The sequence below is a fragment of the Laceyella sacchari genome (genome assembly GCF_004343255.1).
GTDB lineage: Bacteria > Bacillota > Bacilli > Thermoactinomycetales > Thermoactinomycetaceae > Laceyella > Laceyella sacchari.
Genome location: NZ_SMDD01000002.1, coordinates 272,611 through 290,186 on the forward strand (window position 1 = coordinate 272,611; position 17,576 = coordinate 290,186).

A 17,576-nucleotide genomic window follows, 5' to 3' on the forward strand; every position below is an offset into this window, starting at 1 on the left:
CCTCCTAAGCGTCTAAGCCTCGTTCAATGAAACGAACCAACCCGCTATTCAGCAGGCTCATCTCTTGCGACTTCAAGGGATAATGGCCCATCAGCAACGCCTGCACATAAAGCGTTTCCACAATTAACTGGCACAGCTCAGGATCTTGCACTCGAATCACTTTTTGAATGATCTCATTTTCAAAGTTAAAACATAGTTGAGCATAATCTTGGCCGACCTGATTAGTCGTCACCCGCTCAATGATCGAAGCGAACAGTGGATTGGCCTCTTCTTGAGTTTGCTCGGCCATACGTAAAAACAACCCTTCTTCGCTTGTCGTGTACAACGCCGGCAGATCATGGGGATAGAACTTCTTAATCTCCGCTTTGCACCGGTAAGGCAACAACACCGCATTGGCCAATCGGATGAAAGAATAGGCTAGCTCTCGCTCTTCAATGGATAATTCGGTAAATCCTTGCGTAAATGCCGCAGAATCGATTCGTTCCACATGGGTGTCTGGAAACACGCGACTCAGCTTTTCAATTAACTCCAGATCGTACATGTATCCCCCGTTAATCACGCAACGCGATTGGGCTTTGGCCACTTTGCTGATCTGCCGAAACTCGTCCACGCCCGGCGTATAGCAGATCGTTGGCGTCAAGCGGCGGATCTCTCCCATCGTCATCGTGCCCAGTGACGTTTCAAAGGGGAGCCAGTCGATGAACAGCGCATACAATTCATCATCCTCCAACGCCAGCAGTTTCAGTGAGGAATAATGAACGCGAATAATCTCCCCAAGTAGCGGCGATTTCCGTTCTGCCAATTGCCGGAGATAACGATTGATGCAATCGCCCAGCTCTTTTTTCACCAGCTCCAAGAGGGCGTCATCATAAAACTCTTCACGCGAGGCCGTCGGCTTCAAATGATTCACATTCAGCACACAGGTAACAAAGAAGGACCAGTCCGGCAAAATCTTCTCCACCGTCTCCGACAATAGCATCTGTTTCACATAAACGCGGTGTTTTCGCTTAGCATTGACAGTGACCGAATGCGGCAGAATGTAAGCAATGCCTTGTGCATCACCGAGCGGTGAATGTAGAGGAATTGCATCGATAAAGTCGACATGCCACTTTTCTTTGCCATACACCAATGCATCGATGGAGCTCATCTCCCACGGAGCTTGATCGGCTGTGAGCCGTATCGCTTTCTCCCCGTAGAAGAAAATCGGGTACGGCAAAAACTCTCCATAATACTTGGCAAACTCTTGTACCCTCTCTGGTGCAAAATAACGCTCAAATCCCTCTTTGCTTTGAATATAAATGCGGGTGCCCGGGGACATCGTCTGCGCCAATTTGCGAATCTGATAGCTTCCGTCCGGGCGTCCCCGCCACTCGATCGTTTCTTCGCTTTTGATAGAACGCGTGATTACCACGATTTCCTCACTGACGATAAAACAGGACAGAAGCCCCACCCCAAACCGGCCGATGAAATCCGTCTCATACTCCGACCGCTTTGACGTCTGTCCAATCTGAGCCAAAAAACGGTGCACTTCCTCTTCTGTGAGGCCGACTCCATTGTCCTCCACATACAAGGTGGGCGCCATTCCCTCGGCGGTAAACACTTCCATACCCACTTTTCCATCATGATCCGGCTCAATCTGTTTGCGGGCGGTGATGGCATCCACTGCATTTTGCAACAGCTCGCGGACAAAAACCTGGGGTGTACTGTATAAGTGATTGGACAACAGATCAATCATGCCTTTAAGATTCACTTTAAAGTGGAAATCGCTCATCTTTTCTCACCTGACTAATATAAAGATTATTGCTCTTCACCATTTTATATAGAAAAAAACACGGTGAGTAGAAAAAAAACTGACTGGTCAATAAAAAGATCGTCACTGCCTGATATTCACCCAGCCACCCCTAAAAAAGAAAGAAAGGTTATAAATCAGAGATGCGGTAAATGATCTCTTCTAAATCAGTCGGAAGGGATTCCCTAGTGTAATTCGTCCACCAGTTGATAAAAAGTTGATCAGAAGGCGACGATTCATGCCCATAATGAAGAAAATAATTAAGGATATTCTGCCAAGCTTCAGCTGGACCTTTGCCCCCGTGGTAAAAGATGAGCGCTGCTGCGGCATCCCGTTGCCAATCCCGGGATGGATGAAAACTGAGCCAATCATGCACCAACTGTTCATGCTCCGGCGACCAGTGCCGCAAATGCCCAAATGCGTAAAGAGCGAGCGACTGCTGATATTCCCAAGGAGACCTTTCGATGATGTCCATCAAGGCCCGGTGCGCCAGCGGATGATCCTTCCCAACTTTCCCCAACAAGGTGATCACCTGATCTTGAACCGCCAATTCCTCATGGTTCAAATAAGGGAGATATAAAATCATCCCTTCCCGAAGCACCTGGCCGGCCTTGCCGTAAACAATCGCCTCATCATCAACGAAGCGAGTCAACAACACACCGATGATCTCTTTTTGCATATCCGGATAAGGATATTCTTCCGCCAGCAAGCGAAGCAGATAGCGGAGTGCATAGGGAAGTGCTTGACAGTAACCCCCTTGGTGGCGCACATGATCGACAAGGCGGCTCAATCCCCGTTCTCGGAGCCGTTCATCTTCCGCACACATCGCCTTCAAATGGATCGGCACATCCTCCGCCGTGCCAAACACATGATGCAATGTACCCCAATCCAGCTCATCCCATCCACTGAGCAGCGCTTCCGCTACCGGATTGCAAAAAAGAGGATGATCATGCAACACTTTAAGCGCTTTCTTGCGCACTTCCAGCAAATCGCCTGCATATTCGGCATCAATTCCCAACCAATACAAAATTAATGCGGTCGTCCGCCGCACCTCTGCGTCCGCATGGTCCAACCACTCGCCACACTTTAGAGACAATTCGTCAATCCACTCTCTCCGCCTCTCTTCGGAAACCTCAGCCTCCACTTCTGATGCAATCTGTTTTAATTCATGGAGCAATGCTGTCATAGGTATCTATGATTCTCCTTTACTTTAAGTCTGTCGTTCTCGCCTTAGGATTGCAATGCACTTTCCTATCGGCTTACAGCCAGAGACATTCATCCCAGCCCGTCAAATCATGACGTCGGGTGCATGATATATGAGATATTTCTTAGAATTTTACATAACACGCCCATCATTTCACATCACACTAACGCACGTCAATGGATTGCCGCCACTTTTCTGGGAATCCATCCCATCTAATTGTTTTCAAACAGCACAGACTCTTAAAACTCCAGAAAAAACGGTTCAGGCGCCTTTCCATCCTTGCACCTGAACCGCTTTTAAGACCGCTTATTTTCCTATATGCAAAACCATATGACATAAATCCACATAACTCTCTCCCACATTCAGTCCTTGCTCTTCCCTACCGAATTCCGCAAACCCCTTTGATCGGTACAAGGCGTGTGCGGTGGAATCCGCTGCCACTTTCAGTTGAATCTGTTCTACATCTGTCTCTGCCCTCACCCGGTCAATCACCTGCGACAGCAACTGCTTGGCTATCCCCTTTCCCCGGTGCGTCGGTTCCACATATACAGCCATGATACGGGACTTATGGCTGATCTTCAATCGTGCTTCCCGATACCATCCAATAACACCCACCAGGTTTCCTTTCTCATCCAAAGGCTTTCGGAACCTCTTGCAACGCCCGCAGTCGCACGTCGCGATATGCTTTGGTGTCTGTCTCTCGCAATAATCTTGATGACCACATTCCCATCCCCATTGACACATCCTTATATATATAAAGATTATTGTATCAATATTGACTGTAACGGATAGTTACTTTATATTAGATTAAAATCCTACTATTCTTATTGAATTTACCGAAAAAGATCCGTTATGCCACAACTGATCCTGTCCTGCGTTCATTTGGACAAAAGGGAGGGAGCCTGATGAGTTACATCAATTTGAAAGAACGGTATTTCTTGGCCCAAAAATTGATGAGATCGTTGAACCACGCCGGACAAGAGCGGTCATTGATCACATCCATCTTGAATAAATTTAGCAACCCTGACATCATTCTAACCACAGAGGAAGCCCACTATCTGCATGTGCAAATCAACGCCTATCTCGATGAAGCCATGGAGCGCCGGGATGATTATCACATAGAATTTCTTAACCATTTACGGGAAAAAATATAAAATGCGCCGGGAGTACGCCCCCGGCTTGGTCATACCTTTTTTCTTTTTTAAAGAGAAGAACTCAAAAACAAGTGACACTCATCAGGTCAATCCTTAACGAATATAATGGATACATAACCATCTATGGCAGGTGATGCCCCGACCTTCGCCGCTCTTGGCAAGCTACCATTGCAGCAATTTGACTTGCTGAATCCGCAAACCAACTATAAAATATACTCATCAATATATTATTGGTTAAAAAGGAGCTAAACAAATGGTTTCCAAAGAAAGTAATCTCCGTCTGGTCGTCGTCGGCTTACTGTTGGCGATTTTGATGTCGGCGATGGACAATACCATCGTCGCCACTGCCATGGGCACCATCGTGGCGGATCTCGGCGGGCTGGACAAATTCGTCTGGGTCACTTCCGCCTATATGGTCACAGTGATGGCCGGCATGCCGATCTTCGGCAAACTGTCCGATATGTACGGCCGCAAGCGATTCTTCATCTTGGGCTTGTCTCTGTTTTTGCTAGGATCGATCTTGTGTGGTACAGCGCAAAGCATCGTTCAGCTCAGCATCTACCGCGCAATCCAAGGAATTGGTGGCGGCGCATTGATGCCCATCGCTTTCACTATCGTATTTGACATCTTCCCGCCTGAAAAACGGGGGAAAATGACTGGACTCTTGGGCGCCGTTTTTGGTACTTCAAGCGTCTTCGGCCCGCTTTTGGGTGCATACATCACTGAATACATCAGTTGGCAGTGGATTTTTTACGTTAATGTACCGCTCGGTTTAATTTCTCTGTTTCTTATTCTCGCCTATTATAAGGAATCAACCGAACACAGAGAGCAGAAAATCGACTGGTGGGGCGCGATTACGCTGGTGGTGGCCGTCGTCAGCCTGATGTTCGCCCTGGAATTGGGAGGCAAGGAATTCGCATGGGATTCCACACAAATCATCGGGTTGTTCGCCTGCTTTGCGATCTTCTTCCTGTTGTTCATCTTTGCAGAAAGAAAAGCATCTGATCCAATTATCTCTTTTTGGATGTTTAAGCGCCGCTTGTTCGCCACATCGCAAGTAATCGCATTTTTGTACGGCGCCACGTTTGTGATCTTAACCGTGTTCATCCCGATTTTTGTGCAAGCCGTGTACGGCGGATCGGCCACCAACGCTGGCTTGATTCTGACTCCGATGATGTTGGGGTCAGTGTTTGGTAGCGGAGTCGCTGGGGTATTCCAAACCAAAATCCGCTTCCGCACCCTGATGATCCTATCAGTCATCGCCTATCTGGCGGGCATGTTCCTTTTGAGCACAATGACTCCTGACACAACGCGCTGGTTGTTGACTGCCTACATGATTCTGGTCGGCTTCGGCGTCGGTTTTTCGTTCTCTCTCCTGCCGACAGCCACCGTTCACAATATGGAGCCCCGCTTCCGCGGATCGGCCAACTCGACCAACTCGTTCTTCCGATCGCTGGGCATGACTCTGGGCATTACCATATTCGGGACCATCCAAAATAAAGTCTTTACCAATCAGTTAGCAGATGCTTTTAAAGGCATGCATGGCCCGGCCGCCTTCAATCCGGCCCAACTCAATGACGCGCGTTCCATTTTTGAATCGAGCGAGCGGGCGCAGATTCCGCCCATGGTCTTGGACAAAATCGTAGATGCGATGTCTTCCTCAATTACCTATACCTTTTTACTGGCTTTGATTCCCATCGCCATCTCAGCCATTGCCATCGCCTTGATGGGCAATAGCAAAGTGGAACCAACGGAACAACCTTCGGTCCAACCAAGCGAAGCCTAAAAATCGAAAAGGCGGGCACAAGTGTTTAAGTATGGTATGCTAAATAAGAGTAAACCTATCAATTATCAAAGGAGCTTATCGCAATGATGACTACAGCTGCGATCATCCTGTGCGGGTTGCTGTGCCTCATCGCCTTTTTCGTCACTTTTCGTTTGGGAGCGACCCAGTCCAATCAGAATAACGAAGCATATACCCAAAGCAGAAAGAAAAGCATTATCTTACTGTCAATGATCTATCTGGTCGCCACCATCATCGGCATCTTGTTCGTCTATCTCTTATGATGGGGTGGCATAGGCGAGTCCCAACAGAGGCTCGCCTTTTCCTTTTTTTATGCTTTGGAACGTGTCCGCTCTTCTTTCAATATCTCCCGGAAACGCTTGGTTTCTGCTACGACAATCCCCGATAGCCCCAATAAACCAATCAAGTTGGGAATGGCCATCAGCCCATTAAAAATATCGGCGATCGACCAAACCAACCCCAGATTCATGACCGCCCCAACCAACACCGATAAGGTGTAAACCACACGATACCCCTTGATCGATTTGGAGCCAAACAAATACTCAAAGCATTTTTCCCCATAGTAACACCAACCGAGCACAGTCGAATAAGCGAAGAAGATTAACCCGATCGTAACGATCCAACCGCCGGGACCTGGCAACAGCTGATTAAATGTCTCCGTCGTTAACGCCGCCCCCGTCAAATCGCCAGTATATAAACCGCCCATCACCAGCCCAATACCTGTAATCGAACAGACGACAATGGTATCGAGAAACGTCCCCGTCATCGACACCAGCGCTTGCCGCCCCGGGTGATCGGTGATAGCTGCTGCTGCGGCAATGGGAGCCGAACCCATCCCCGCTTCATTGGAGAACACCCCTCGGGCCACTCCGTAACGAATCACCGTCCCAATCGCGCCTCCTGCCATCGCTTGCCCCGTAAAAGCGTCGGTTATGATCAATGAGATTGCCGCCGGCAACTTCTCCAGGTTCAACAAGATAATGGCTAAGCCGCCAACCACATACATCACGGCCATCATCGGAACCATGTAACTGGAGACGCGCCCGATGCTTTTAATGCCGCCAATCGTCACTACCGCCGTCACCACTGTTAACACAATGCCTGTGATCCAAGGGTCAATCCCAAAGCTGGATTGGACGGATGCGGCGACGGAGTTGGATTGTACCGTGCTACCGATTCCAAAGGCGGCAATGGCGCCAAACAAAGCAAACAATACCGCCAGCCACTTCCAGCCCAAGCCCCGTTCGATATAGTACATTGGCCCACCGGCCATCTCTCCGCGTTCGTTGACGATCCGATATTTCACTGCCAAGATCGCTTCCGCATACTTGGTGGCCATACCCACGATCGCAGTGATCCACATCCAAAAGACTGCTCCCGGACCTCCGGCCACCACCGCCGTTGCCACCCCGGCTATGTTACCGGTACCGATGGTCGCCGCCAACGCAGTCATTAATGACTGGAAGTGGGAGATGTCTCCGGCCGAAGAACGATCCTGATTTTTTGAAAAGGCTAATTTCAACGCATAAGGGAGTTGAGAAAATTGCAAAAACGATAACCGAAAAGTCAATATAATGCCCGTTCCCACCAGCAACACCAACAACGGCGGGCCCCAAACGAAGGTGCTGATCTCCCCTAATATGTCCGTTATCTTCTGCATTTCTTACGCCTCCTTTTTCAATCGGCAGAGCATCTTCCATAACCTTTTTTATTAATAGTTATTAAGACATTTTATCAATTTACAAAAGAATAACACGATAAATAACAATTATCAATCATTTGTAACAATTAACCTTTTACAAAAAACATACCTTCCTCATAGTAGCACCGATTTTAGGCAATCCGGACACGCCAAGAGCTAAATAGTACTCTCCTATGTTCCACCCATCAACACTTATATGGGAATGCCAACTGTTGAAAGATCGCGCATCATCTATGGAATATCTATAGAATCATTCACCAAAACAAGAATAATATGAATATTAACAATAAATTATCTATCTGTTATAATACAGTTACATTCAATATCTTTCAAATAAGGAGGGATTGCGCACATGCGAAAAACTTGGGCTGTCGGCTGTCTCATCCTGTTACTTTTAGTCTCCATGATTGTCCCGCAAGCGACATCACACGGCGGTTCCATTTTTCCAATCGTAATCGGTATTCCCGGTGTTCCTGGAACCGTTTACATCGGTGACGCTCCATCCCAACCCGATCCCGCCAAACCAGTCATTGTGTTCGTTCAAGGCTTGTTTAACGCCTCCAGCATCTGGCACACTGGGAACGACATGTATCAGCGCGCACGGGAGGCTGATTTTGAAACCGCTTTCGTCGAGTTGCATGATGCTGGTGGTGATCCCCGTAGCAATTGGAACAACGGCAAGATGCTTGCCGAACAGTTACAGAAAATCGCCGACCATTTCCCAGGCAAAAAGTTGGTCATGGTCTGTTACAGCAAAGGAGGCATCGACACGCAAACCGCACTGGTTCACTATGGCAAACACCCTTTGGTGTCCAATGTGATCACCATCGGCTCACCCCATTATGGCAGTCCGCTAGCTGACTTGGCTTACAGCGATTGGGTCTGGTGGCTGTCATCCCTGCTCGGCACAAGAAACGAAGCCGTATACAGTCTGCAAACCGGCGTTATGGAATCTTTCCGCACCCAGACCGACAGTCGCCCGGAAATAAATGAAAACGCTTACCTCACCGTTGCTGGTAACAGCTGGGGCTCTTTCCTATCCCCGACTTGGTTTGGCGGACTTTACATGCTGGAAGACAGTGATGGCGTCGTGCCCTTGCGCAGCACCAAGCTCCCCTACGGCAACCATATAAAAACAGGAAATTGGGATCATCTCTCCATTTATCAAGGGAAAGAGACCTTTGATGTGATCCGTCCCTATCTAACCTCCACCCGGCAAACCGCTTCCGCCAATAACACGATAGAAAGCGCTTCCCCACTCCTTGCAGAAAACAATGTCTACCTCACCGGAGGAGAACAGGAAGGCACTTTGGAGGAATCTCTTGTAATTGAGCCTGGAACGGAAAGCGTCGCGCTCAACTGGATGAGCAATCACCCACTTAGCCGCATAGAACTCATCCGCCCTGACGGCCAAGTTCAACCAACTTTGTTCAATGTGACGCAAGACCAACAAACCCTCTTCAAAGGCGCTTGGCAACATATCGCTCAGCTGAATAAACCGATGGCAGGCACTTGGAAAGTCCGCACCTCCACCGACCGCAAAAGCGCCTACGCCTTGATCGCTACCTTCAACTCTCCGTTGTCAGCCCAACTCACTTTGCAACAAAAAAGCCTCCATACTCCGGAATATCTTGTCGCTGCAACCAATAAAGGGAAAAACCGCAACCTGATTAAGGAAATCAAAGCAGAAGCACAAATCCAATATATTCCCGATCCAAGCACAAACCCCAAACAAGAACGAATCATCCTCCGCAAACGCGGCCCCATCGATTCCCGCGCTATTCAGATTCCGGTGACATCATCTGGCACCTACAACCTGACTATCAATATCCGCGGAACCACTACAAGCGGTGCGCCCTTTGCCCGCACCATTGTCAAATCAATAGCAGTGGACAAGCAAGGCCGCATCTACGGCCGTCCGTAGCAGAATAATAAATGAAATTATAACTATCCCCTTCAATGTATGTATGGAAGGGGATAGTTATTTATATGGAGATGAGGGTGTGTCTGACAAAATTAAGTTGGTGGGAAAAAAGCGGCGGAAAAAACCTTTTCTCAAAGAGCGCCTCGCCACGCGTGAAGCGAATGAGAAAATGGTTTTGAAGCCGCTGGCATATTCATCAGGCACGCCCTAGCTCGTTTAACCCATCAATATAAAATATTCAACTTTAATTTAGTACCATAAAGGTTTTGTTTATCTTCGCTTTAGCGGGTATATTGCTGTATGCCTGCTTCGAATTATCTACTCTTCGGAAGAAGTTTGTTTAAAGAAATGGTACTTCCGCAGGGCGATTGCAGTTATCGCTATTCATCTGATTCTCTTTTTCACACTCACAACTGTCGTATCCGAGACACAAGCATGGCTGTATACCTGTCTGAGCTTCATAGTGGTGTTGGGGACGGTAGCAGGAATTTTTGTTTTCATTGTAAAAAAGCTGAACGGACTCCCGGCTTCTCCTAAAGATACAGAGTATGAGCAGCGATTCGCGCAACTCGGTGTACCTTTTACCGACATTCCCAAATATCAAGCAAATCGGGTATACAAATCAGAACAACTCGCCCTCTTTGAAGTGGTCATCCACACAAACGTGGACGAAATCCAGGCCAAACAAGTACTTGCTGATTGTCTGATGAAATTTCAACCCCTGCATGACAATCTCATTGTCAAAATCGCAGACAAGGCGGGAGCAACCCATGTAGGCGGCTATCTGTCCTATACTTGCAATCTGTCTCCAGTCGAATCATGGAACATACAGCTCCCCTCTTTGGAACAAAACGCACCCTTGTTGTTTTTCGACAACCGTATTTTTCATACTGAATAAAGTGTTTCACAACCATACAAAAAGGATGGGTAATCTCTCCCATCCTTTTGTCATTTATTATTCAGCCACGCGACGGTTGCGAATCATCAGCGCTGCGCCACCCGCCAACAGAGCGAGACCAGCTACTGCACCCACTGGGTAAGAAGTAGCGGTTTTCGGCAATTTGCCGCCTTTGATTTGCTTCACGCCCTCTTTACCTTGTTTTGGGTTTGGCTTGGTGTTTGGTTTGTCAGGATTTGGTTTAACCGTGCTGTCACCTTTGTTTCCATCTTCTTCAACAATCAAGGACTCAAAACCCAAGCCGAATTGGCAAGCTTTTCCGTCGATGGTTCCTTCAAAAGCAACAAAGATATCATTTTCGCCAGCATTCAGTTTTGTGATGTCCAAAACATATTCAAAGTTTACACTGTTACCTTTCACTTCAGCTTCAATCTGTGGAACGTCGGCGTCTGCCGAACCAGCTGCAATGTACCAGGTACCTTTAGCGGTTTTGCCATTCAGTTTTGCAATAATCTTTACTTTGTTGTTACCCAAGTCTTTGATATCAACAATCGTAATGTCATGGAAGTCAGCTTCATCCGGTTCTGCTTTGCACTCATCAGCCGGTTGTTTTGGCTCTTCCGGCTTTTGTGGTTGCCCCGGATTCGTTGCTGGCGGTGTGGCCGTGTCGTTGTTGTTGTCTTTACCTTCGTTACCTGTAGCTGGCTTGGTGTCTTCACCCGCTGGTTTTTCACCGGTTTGTTTATCATCAGTCGTGGCCGGTTTTTGTTCCGTTTCCGGTGCGGAAGTGGTCACGTCCGTAGCCGGTTTGGTTTCTGCATTCTCTTCTGCAAATGCGGCCAGTGGCATGCTGGCCAGTGCCAACGCAATAGCTGCTGATGCAATAGAAATCTTTTTCATATCTATTACTCTCCTTTAACAATTAAAAAATACAATATGTTTATGTTGTTGTATAAATTAATTCGCTACTTAATCGCGCATTTATGGTTCAAATTTTTTGGCTAATTTGTGTCAGAATAGAATGAAGTTATATAACAAAAATCGGTTTGATAAATAATATTTATCTGTCAAAGCGAAATACCAATGATCTCCTATTATCAGTATCATCATCAGAATTTCCCCGCCGATGGATATGTAACTTTTGGCTTTGATAAATGGAAATACACTAAATAGAGTTGGGGCAACTAATAAAAAAAGCCAACTCAAAAAAGTCGGCTTCCAAACTCGAAACATTGAAGAAACAATTAAAGTACAATGCATCAAATGTCGCTCTCTTTTCCACCCAAACCCCATCGTTAGTAACACGGCAACATTCGCTCATCACACACCAGATAATCGGCCAACAACGCGCGACTAACTGAATAAACCCTGCCATCTTGGGTCGGGTCCCCCATTCACCAACTGCCGGGCAAAAGAGGCAACATCCACTTCATCGTTCACGGAATAACCGGAAAACACTCGGTTCCATAAAACAGTCAGTCCATTTAAGGTGAAATGTTCATATGTGCGTATTTCCAAGACGGGTGGTTCCTTTTTGATTTAAAAATAAATCTCAAATATATCCACATTTTTAGAACACAAAAACTGATAAACTACAATTGTTGAGTATGGTATTAAAAGAAAATTTCTATCCAAAAAATGGTTTATATTTGACTGTAATTGATCGAAAAATGGATAGATCAAATGTTCGATTATTGATATAATTGTCACTACCAACTGATAACACCTTGTGCGGCTTGCATTAATTCTTTTCACTTTACGGGGGTAGCAATATGATTTTTAGAAAGGGCGAACTATTTAATGGGCCTGGTGGGTTTGCCTTAGGTTCGAGTTGGGCACTTGTTAAAGGGAAAAATGAAACATTTAGTGTTACTCATGAATGGTCTAACGATATATGTGAAGACGCATGTGAGACATATAAAAAAAACATATGCCCAGATCGGCCAGAAACCGTATTTACCAAAGATGTTCGTCTCTTAGATATTGAAAAATTACCTGAAATCGACGCATTTATTTTTGGATTCCCTTGCAATGATTTTAGCATTGTCGGCGAGAAAAAGGGGTTTAATGGTGATTATGGCCCTCTTTATTCTTATGGAATAAAAGTATTAAAACACTTTAAGCCAAAATGGTTTATCGCTGAAAATGTTGGTGGTCTTCAAAGCGCAAATGATGGTTTAGCATTCACTACTATTTTAAAAGAAATGGTTGAAGCTGGTTACAAAATCACTCCACATTTATATAACTTTGCAGACTATGGAGTTCCACAAACAAGACAGCGGATTATCATTGTCGGCTTTAGAAATGATCTTAATATTGACTTTAAAGTACCTAAACCTACCCATGGTCCTAATGGTAATCAACCATATAGAACTGCGTATGATGCTCTGATGAACCCACCCATTCAGAAAGATGCTCCAAACCACGAGTTCACAAAACACACAAATAAAGTGATACAGTTCTTAAAACACATACCTCCTGGAGAAAATGCTTGGTACGAAGGTATACCTGAACATCTAAGACTTAATGTCAAGGGTGCAAGAATGAGCCAGATTTATAGACGACTACATCCAGACCAACCAGCTTATACTGTTACCGGCAGTGGTGGAGGTGGCACTCATATGTATCATTGGGAGGAACCCAGAGCATTAACGAATAGGGAAAGAGCCCGACTGCAAACCTTTCCTGACTCTTTCGTTTTTTACGGAGGAAAAGAAAAAGTTAGACAACAAATTGGAATGGCAGTTCCACCAGAAGGGGCTAAAATAATTGTTGAAGCTGTTTTAAAAGCGTATGCAGGCATATGGTATCCTTCTGTTGAAGCTAAATGGGATATCGATGAAATTGTTTATCAAGATAAACTTAACTTAGTAACTACTTGATGTTTGGACCCCTTATAATGGGGTCCTTTTCAATTCAGCCAATAATTGCCCAAAAGTCAAATACCCAATATTATTTATGGATTTTAGAAATAATGATATGCGTTCCTCTTTAGGTATTTTCTCTTCAATACAATAGTCAAGAAATGCAAGCAAAACAGGTGCACTCATTATTATTCCCTTAATTTCACGATCAGGAATAAATCTTTTTGCCAAATTACAAATCTTTTCTAAATTTTTTACCCCACCGAAGTTTGAAGCTGTTACATACCCAAAGAAATTTACATTCCTACCTTCATACCCTTCATAGTTAGGAATATACTCAGCTCCCATATGAGATGCTAAATTAGCTGAAAGGGTAAACCTTTCTTTATAGTTTTTTGCATCTATAAGTCCACATTGATTATCTCCATATTTTAATATAATTTCTATTTCTGTTCCTGTATTATTAATAGGCTTTGGACGCATCTCTACATCAAATCCAATTGCTTTGAAAATATTACCTGTTTTATCCTCAAAAGCTAGATTATCCTTTTCATTTAAATATGATTCGACAAAATCAGCGCTTATTGTTTCGACAAGATTCTCCTTAATTTCAAAAGAAATTCTCTCAGCTTCATGAGGCGGGATATAATCACTTAATATATGTTTAATTTCTTCTACTGACAAAATTGATGGATTAGGAATTGTTGACATAATACTTTTTATCATATTCTGCAATTTCTTCTTATTAGTTGCAGGTTTAATTGTCCCTAAACGATTAGCTTTGTAGCTGTTCACATCAAGTCCGTTATTTTCAGCCATTCTTTGAAGAGATATTAGGTACCTTGTATTAAATGGATATCTCTCATCATATTTATTTATTTCTTCTGTAACTTTTTTACTATATGACGGATTAATCTTTAAATCTCCACCTCGAACGTATTCCGCTAAACCCGTATAATCACAAATCAGCATAAAGGTATGTGCCACATCAGAATGAGCCTTCTCAAAGTCTCTCGCTCCCTTATCTGATCTCTCTCTATGATCAAATTCTTCCGCAATTTGTTGTTTGATTTTTTTCTTTTCTAATTCATTTAATCCTCGATATTTTAAGATCTCGTTCGTAATCTTAGACAGTTCGTTATCCTGTTTTGCTGTTAAAACAAAATAAGTAATTTCTTCTTTTGTAAGATAAAAATCTAATTCTTTTTGATTCGCTAATTTGATAAGAAATCTGGCAGGCCTAATTTTAAAACCATCTTGATACTTAGGTTTAAATCCTGATTCTAAAAAATATGCATTTGGTATTTGCAATGTAAGAATTTGTTTCTTTGTGTTTTCGAATACCTTTTCCCCTCTAATTAAACTCAATCCCGATTTAGTAGGAACTAAATACCCATCTTCATTAATGTAGCAGTAAGCAAATGTCCTTAGCATAGCAGCCCATGTTCTACCACCAGACCCATCATTACTGATATTATCCCTCTTAATACCATAAGCTACCAATGCCCTTTCATAATTAGTATGTGCTTTTCTATTTCGCGCCCATTTAATTGTAAAATCACTAGTTGCTTCCTTCAAAGCTAGCAACGCATCTCGATGAAATTTGGGATCCCGTTCAGGTCTAGTAATAAACCATATTCTTCTTTGTTTATTCATTTTAACCATTTTATCACCTTTTTTAAGTAACATAGTCCCACAAACGCTTAATATAAAAACACCAGATTATTATATAAGAGTCACTATGACACAAATTTAAAAATCTCAAAATTTAAACCACATTAAACATATATACTTTATAACGATATTTTAACAACTGAATTTTATCATAAATTGACCATTAAATGTGATTCTATTAGATACTGGTGCACATTTAATTATATTCATATATCTTGCCCCAAAAAGAGAATATAAATATTGCTCAAAAAACAAAGAAAAGGATCAAGCTGGGTTAATTAATTTAAAACGAATTATAATTAATAACGCGAAAATTTCAACCATAACCCATGCCTAACATATATGGCTCTTACTCCTTTGATGTAAGAGCCATATTTTCTTTTATACTCCCCCCCCTACCCTATTGCACCAACTTCAACCCCATCACCGAAAACACAATTCCCAAGATGCAGGCCAGCCGGATCCAGCTCTTTGACTCTTTGAAAAACAACATCCCTACGACGGTAGAGCCTAATGTGCCGATGCCGGTCCAGACGGCGTAGGCAACGGAGAGAGGGATTTCTTTCATCGCCGTGGACAAGAGGCTGAAGCTGGCGATGAACCCACCGATAAGAATGACGTTGTTGAGTAAATTATCTTTTTCAGATACGCGTTTGAGACCGATGACACCGACGACTTCGAACAGTCCGGCAATAATGAGGTAAACCCAAGCCATGTCCCTCACTCCTTTCCTTTGGTATCGCTGGTTAGTTTGAGGCCGATGATGCTGGCGATCAGCACCAAGGTCAGCACGATTTGCAACCCGCTCATGGGCTGGCGCAAGTACAGGGCATCAACGATAATAAGTCCGACCGTACCAATCCCCGTAAAGGCGGCGTAAGTGGTTCCGATGGGAAGCGCTTTGAGGGCGCGGACCAGTAGCTCGAAACTGATGATCATCAAGACGATCAATATCCCGCTGATGCCTCCTGTTTTAAGCCCTGTGGCCCACGCGATTTCCAACAATCCTCCTAAAAGGACATACAACCAAGCCCGCTGTATGCTAATCGGCTTTTCGTTTTTCTTTTTGGCGGTATCTTCCGCACTCATCTCCTTCGTCTCCTTCCGTGATGTCACATGAAATCTTTCTTTAGTTCCAATCCATTCATACCCAAACCACCCGATCTTGCAAACATGGTTCGGTCAAAATATAAAAAAGCCTGTCCTCAATGGTATGTGAGAACCGACTTTTTCCGTTCTTATGGCAAATTTAACCCAACCTTCATTTACCGGTTAGGGGCTAGTAAGAGCATGACCGTTCCTACCGATTGCGCCGCACGGACACCGCATACCAGCGTGAACCATGCAACTCTTCCGTCTCCTCCTGTGCGAAGGGGAAAGGGTCCAGCGGACGGCGGATAACCGTGTAGTCATCACCGCTGTCGGTCAGGATATCTTCGACGAAGGGCAGACCCGGGGCGTAGATGAAGCTGCCTCCCACTTGGAGAGAACGCAGGATTTCCATGTATTTCTGCGCATAGCTGGCATAATCCCCGTCTTTCCTGATGTGATGATGCCAAAAGTGGTTGGAGAAGGCCATGTTAGAGATAATCGTACCCCATTTGTCTGGCACAAAGTGAAAATCAAGCCAGTTGGCGGCGTAAATAAACGGGTTCTCCTCCTGATCTAAGCGCTCCAATCCATAGGCGTCAATGCCTCGCTCCCTGAGGGCGCTAACCAGCAGCGCCTGGGCTCCACAACCGATGTCAAGCACCGGTTCCCGGAGGTTAGCTGGCTCAATCTGCAATAATTCTAATTGGAATGAAGCATCGTATTCAGCACAGGGAACCCGCCGCACCAGCACCTGGTCCCCCTCCAGCTGAAAGGCGTGAAGGCCGTTGGACTCCAACAACCATTGGCTCACCTTGAGCGCTTGCTGGTTGAACACTTGCGTCAACCGGGCAGAGCTGACCTTTCCCTGCTGGCAAAGATCGGCCAATTCCAGCAAAAATGAACGCATCATCCGTTCCAGCCGGCGGATATCGCGTTGGCGGAAGTTGAGATATTGATTGGTGGCGAGCAAGGACGCCATCGTGAAGCGGGCGAAGTCGGCGGCCTGCCGGCTCAGCTGTTCTCCGTCGGCACAGATCGCCGCCAATTCCACTTTATATCGCTCCTGTTCGGCGATGAAAGCGGGGACAAGTGTCGGCGGTGGAACCAAGAGGAGGCCTTTGTCACCATGCTTTGTAAACAAACCGTGCTGTTGCCATAACGATCTTAACATGAGCTAACGTCCCTTTCTCCTTGAACGCATACGCCTGCGCGGCAGTATGACACGGCTTCGAGCCAGTTGGCACAATTATACAGCCATAGCGCTTCCGATTCAATTTCCACCAGCGCCAGCACCCGGAAAGTGGACTCTTTTCTCCACCTTTTTCGCGAGTCGCGAGGAAGGATTGCCTAGGCGGATGATTCCCCTAAAAATATGATTAATATTAACATTTTATATCAAAAAACCATTGCGTTTTGTGATTATATAAGTATAGAAAGTATATTCCAACTCCAAAGAGATACACAGGGGGAA

Annotated in this window: 16 protein-coding genes; 7 read left to right on the top strand and 9 right to left on the bottom strand. The window is 45.2% G+C overall.

From position 1 onward, the window contains the following. Positions 1 to 4 precede the first annotated feature (4 nt). The 3 genes from EDC32_RS08440 to EDC32_RS08450 form a co-directional block, all read right to left on the bottom strand. Complete coding sequence (locus tag EDC32_RS08440) at positions 5 to 1,771, bottom strand: HSP90 family protein (protein WP_132221404.1); 1,767 nt, start codon at positions 1,769 to 1,771, stop codon at positions 5 to 7. A 148-nt stretch (positions 1,772 to 1,919) separates the two neighbouring features. Then, the gene (locus EDC32_RS08445; protein ID WP_132221406.1) at positions 1,920 to 2,975 is read right to left on the bottom strand and encodes a hypothetical protein; all 1,056 of its coding nucleotides are present in this window, start codon (positions 2,973 to 2,975) and stop codon (positions 1,920 to 1,922) included. A gap of 324 nt (positions 2,976 to 3,299) precedes the next feature. Then, the gene (locus EDC32_RS08450) at positions 3,300 to 3,737 is read right to left on the bottom strand and encodes a GNAT family N-acetyltransferase (RefSeq protein ID WP_132221408.1); all 438 of its coding nucleotides are present in this window, start codon (positions 3,735 to 3,737) and stop codon (positions 3,300 to 3,302) included. A 161-nt stretch (positions 3,738 to 3,898) separates the two neighbouring features. Here EDC32_RS08450 and EDC32_RS08455 point away from each other — a divergent pair, with 161 nt between their 5' ends. From EDC32_RS08455 to EDC32_RS08465, 3 genes are all read left to right on the top strand, one after another. Beyond that, positions 3,899 to 4,147, top strand: coding sequence for a hypothetical protein (locus EDC32_RS08455; RefSeq protein WP_132221410.1), 249 nt, complete (start codon positions 3,899 to 3,901; stop codon positions 4,145 to 4,147). A gap of 253 nt (positions 4,148 to 4,400) precedes the next feature. Further along, positions 4,401 to 5,933, top strand: a complete 1,533-nt coding sequence (locus EDC32_RS08460) for an MDR family MFS transporter (protein ID WP_132221412.1) — start codon at positions 4,401 to 4,403, stop codon at positions 5,931 to 5,933. Positions 5,934 to 6,016: 83 nt separating this feature from the next. Further along, entirely contained in the window at positions 6,017 to 6,214 is a 198-nt protein-coding gene (locus EDC32_RS08465) for a hypothetical protein (RefSeq protein WP_132221414.1), read from the top strand. A 47-nt stretch (positions 6,215 to 6,261) separates the two neighbouring features. Here the strand turns inward: EDC32_RS08465 and EDC32_RS08470 are convergent, their stop codons facing one another. Further along, positions 6,262 to 7,611: an alanine/glycine:cation symporter family protein gene (locus EDC32_RS08470; protein WP_132221416.1), complete on the bottom strand. Its 1,350-nt coding sequence runs from the start codon at positions 7,609 to 7,611 to the stop codon at positions 6,262 to 6,264. Positions 7,612 to 8,005: 394 nt separating this feature from the next. On the opposite strand from EDC32_RS08470, the gene EDC32_RS08475 reads away from it, so the two are divergent. From EDC32_RS08475 to EDC32_RS08480, 3 genes are all read left to right on the top strand, one after another. Further along, positions 8,006 to 9,577, top strand: coding sequence for an esterase/lipase family protein (locus tag EDC32_RS08475; RefSeq protein ID WP_132221418.1), 1,572 nt, complete (start codon positions 8,006 to 8,008; stop codon positions 9,575 to 9,577). A 79-nt stretch (positions 9,578 to 9,656) separates the two neighbouring features. After that, positions 9,657 to 9,788, top strand: coding sequence for a hypothetical protein (locus EDC32_RS16735; RefSeq protein ID WP_281275220.1), 132 nt, complete (start codon positions 9,657 to 9,659; stop codon positions 9,786 to 9,788). A gap of 252 nt (positions 9,789 to 10,040) precedes the next feature. Then, the gene (locus EDC32_RS08480; protein WP_132221420.1) at positions 10,041 to 10,475 is read left to right on the top strand and encodes a hypothetical protein; all 435 of its coding nucleotides are present in this window, start codon (positions 10,041 to 10,043) and stop codon (positions 10,473 to 10,475) included. Positions 10,476 to 10,532: 57 nt separating this feature from the next. On the opposite strand, the gene EDC32_RS08485 is transcribed toward EDC32_RS08480, so the two are convergent. Next, positions 10,533 to 11,375, bottom strand: a complete 843-nt coding sequence (locus EDC32_RS08485) for an LPXTG cell wall anchor domain-containing protein (protein ID WP_246026899.1) — start codon at positions 11,373 to 11,375, stop codon at positions 10,533 to 10,535. A gap of 872 nt (positions 11,376 to 12,247) precedes the next feature. Here EDC32_RS08485 and EDC32_RS08490 point away from each other — a divergent pair. After that, a complete protein-coding gene (locus tag EDC32_RS08490; RefSeq protein WP_132221422.1) occupies positions 12,248 to 13,357 on the top strand; it encodes a DNA cytosine methyltransferase in 1,110 nt (369 codons plus the stop codon). A 12-nt stretch (positions 13,358 to 13,369) separates the two neighbouring features. Here the strand turns inward: EDC32_RS08490 and EDC32_RS08495 are convergent, their stop codons facing one another. The 4 genes from EDC32_RS08495 to EDC32_RS08510 form a co-directional block, all read right to left on the bottom strand. Then, complete coding sequence (locus tag EDC32_RS08495) at positions 13,370 to 14,995, bottom strand: restriction endonuclease (protein ID WP_132221424.1); 1,626 nt, start codon at positions 14,993 to 14,995, stop codon at positions 13,370 to 13,372. A gap of 418 nt (positions 14,996 to 15,413) precedes the next feature. After that, positions 15,414 to 15,728 carry a DMT family transporter gene (locus EDC32_RS08500; RefSeq protein WP_132221426.1) on the bottom strand — a complete coding sequence of 105 codons (315 nt, stop codon included), beginning with the start codon at positions 15,726 to 15,728 and terminating at the stop codon, positions 15,414 to 15,416. A gap of 5 nt (positions 15,729 to 15,733) precedes the next feature. Beyond that, positions 15,734 to 16,102: a DMT family transporter gene (locus EDC32_RS08505; RefSeq protein ID WP_132221428.1), complete on the bottom strand. Its 369-nt coding sequence runs from the start codon at positions 16,100 to 16,102 to the stop codon at positions 15,734 to 15,736. Between the two features lie 211 nt (positions 16,103 to 16,313). Beyond that, complete coding sequence (locus EDC32_RS08510) at positions 16,314 to 17,276, bottom strand: class I SAM-dependent methyltransferase (protein ID WP_102993477.1); 963 nt, start codon at positions 17,274 to 17,276, stop codon at positions 16,314 to 16,316. Positions 17,277 to 17,576: the final 300 nt, after the last annotated feature.